At 47.2% G+C, this 2495-nt stretch carries 2 protein-coding genes; one reads left to right on the plus strand and one right to left on the minus strand.

Annotation, left to right across the window (positions count from 1 at the left end; translation table 11 throughout):
• Positions 1-399: 399 nt before the first annotated feature.
• A complete protein-coding gene (locus OA34_RS13160; RefSeq protein WP_039676163.1) occupies positions 400-1542 on the plus strand; it encodes a methyl-accepting chemotaxis protein in 1143 nt (380 codons plus the stop codon).
• Between the two features lie 48 nt (positions 1543-1590).
• Here the strand turns inward: OA34_RS13160 and OA34_RS13165 are convergent.
• The coding region (locus OA34_RS13165; protein WP_039676165.1) for a carbon-nitrogen hydrolase family protein at positions 1591-2495 on the minus strand (905 nt) is incomplete at its 5' end.

The raw sequence follows: 2495 nt of genomic DNA on the forward strand, positions 1-2495 counted from the left end.
CCGACGGCGTGGTCGGAAAAATCTGGAACGTTTTAGAGGGTTGGAAACAATACGCCGATCACGTTAGCGGATTTGCCGTGCCAGAGTGCGGACATTTCGTACCGGAAGAACAACCGCAAATCTGTTTGGAAACGATGATGGCGTTTTTTGAACAAAACCGTCGGTAAAGAATGAGAGCACGGCTCTCGTTCTTTACCTTGTCACTACCGATCACGCCGATAAAAGCTATACGCTTCGTTTTTACGACATGCCAAAAACACCTCATACGCGTGAAAAAAAGCTTAATATAGCCTGTTTTATAAAAAGAGAGTAACTTTATCTTATTTTTTGATGCGAATCAATCCTTTCTTTTTTCGTATGAAGTAGAATGCGAATTCTATTTCATACAGGAGAAATTTGATGAAATCTCTGTTTTTAAGAATGCGCGTTATACATATCGCCGCTTTTGTGATCCTTCCGCTCAATGCCTTCTTTTTTACAACCAATACACTAGGGGCAGTCATTCAGTACACCATCGCGGTGATTCTCATCGTGCATGATCTAGATGAGAAAAAATGGGGTGTGGATCTAAGCCTCAAGATCAACCAAGCCTTAGCGTCGATGGACTTAACCAAGGCGATCACGATTAACACGAACTTTAACCAAGAATCCGCCAAGATGCTCGATTCGGTCATCTTTTTCAAAGAGAAGATCCGACATGCCATTCTTGGTTTTCAAGCCCATGCGACGACTCACGGGCAGATTTCAACGCAGTTGCAACAGATCGCTTCATTTTTGCATACGCAAACCAAAGAAGAAAAAAAGATCATCGATGACAATACCAAGCATATCAACACCATGCAAATCGCCTTTGATGAGATCAGCCACAATGCGCACGAGAGTAAAGCGCAGATGCAACAGATCGGGACGTACCTTGGCGACACGCAACACAACATCGCCGATCTAGGCGTTAAAATCGCCCAAAGCGTTCAAAAAGAGAACCAGCTTGTCACACAATTGCACGCGCTCACACAGCAAACCAAAGAGACCAAGAGCATTCTTGGCGTCATCGACGACATCGCCGATCAGACCAATCTGCTCGCACTCAATGCCGCCATCGAAGCCGCACGAGCAGGCGAACACGGGCGTGGATTTGCCGTTGTTGCCGATGAAGTCAGACTTTTAGCGGAGAAGACGCAAAAAAGCCTTGAAGAGATCAATGTGACCATCACGTCCATCGTCGATGCGATCACGTCCATCGGCCAACAGATGAAGCACAACGCCTCAGAGATCAACATTCTCCAAGAGGTTTCAAGTAGTGCCAACGCTGTACTGGAACAACTGATCGTCGTTGCAACAAAAAACATAACACTCTCCAACGAAGTCGCCGCCAAATCGGTCGATCTAAAAGACGAAACCGAGCAGATCAAAGAAGCATCCGGCAAGATCGAAACGATCTTTCACGCAACCTATGCGAAAAGTGAAGAGATTTTGGAGATTACCACGGTGTTAGATCATTGGGGTGTTGCCCTGCACGAAAAACTCAACGAATTTAAAGTGTGAGAAAAACGGTTGTGTTTTGAAGCGCAACCGTTTTACATGTAAAGATTTTTAGCCTTTAACGACGAGGAAATCCTCTTTGTCACCACGCCAACGCAAGCTGTACAGATCGTGGCGACGCGAACGCATGTTGCGCACGCTTCCGCGTTCTCGTAGCTCCTTTAGAAGACTGAGATCAAGATCGGCAACCAAGGTCATTTCCGTATTGGGCGTGGCTTCTGCCATAATAGCATCGTGTGGAAACGCAAAATCGGATGGGCTAAAAACGGCGGCTTGGGAGTATTGGATGTCCATATTTTCCACTTTGGGGAGTGTGCCGACACTGCCTGAGATCGCCACGTAACACTCGTTTTCAATCGCTCTAGCTTGCGCGCAACGACGCACTCTAAGGTAGCTATTTTTCGTATCGGTCCAGTAAGGTATAAATAAGATGTCGATGCCTTGCTCGGCTAAGAGGCGCGGCAGTTCGGGGTACTCGACATCGTAACAGACCAAAATGCCCACGCGTCCCACATCGGTCTCAAACACGCAGAGTTTATCACCGCCGTGCATGCCCCAGTACGCCTCTTCATCGGGAGTGATGTGCAATTTTTTTTGCGCATCTTTCGTACCGTCACGTCGGCAGAGGTAACTGGCGTTATAAAGCGTGTTACCGTCGTATTCGGGCATACTGCCTGCGATGATGTTGATGTTGTAGCGCACTGCAAATTGACCTATTTTTTCGACTAAAGTATCGGTATACGCCGCTACGGTACGAATCGCCGTTTCTTGGTTTTCATCACTGCGCAATGCCATCAAAGGCGCATTGAAAAACTCGGGAAATAACACAAAATCGGCTTTATACCCCGCCATCGCATCGACGAAAAATTCGACTTGATCCAAAAACTCCTCGACGCTTTTGACGCTCCGCATCTGCCACTGCACGACGCTGACGCGAATAATACCGCGATTGACCG

This window comes from Sulfurospirillum sp. MES, from assembly GCF_000789415.1.
Classification (GTDB): domain Bacteria; phylum Campylobacterota; class Campylobacteria; order Campylobacterales; family Sulfurospirillaceae; genus Sulfurospirillum; species Sulfurospirillum cavolei.

What these genes read in the sequence shown, in the direction of transcription:
- OA34_RS13160 (WP_039676163.1), top strand. Translation starts at nt 400, where the DNA reads ATGAAATCTCTGTTTTTAAGAATGCGCGTTATACATATCGCCGCTTTT.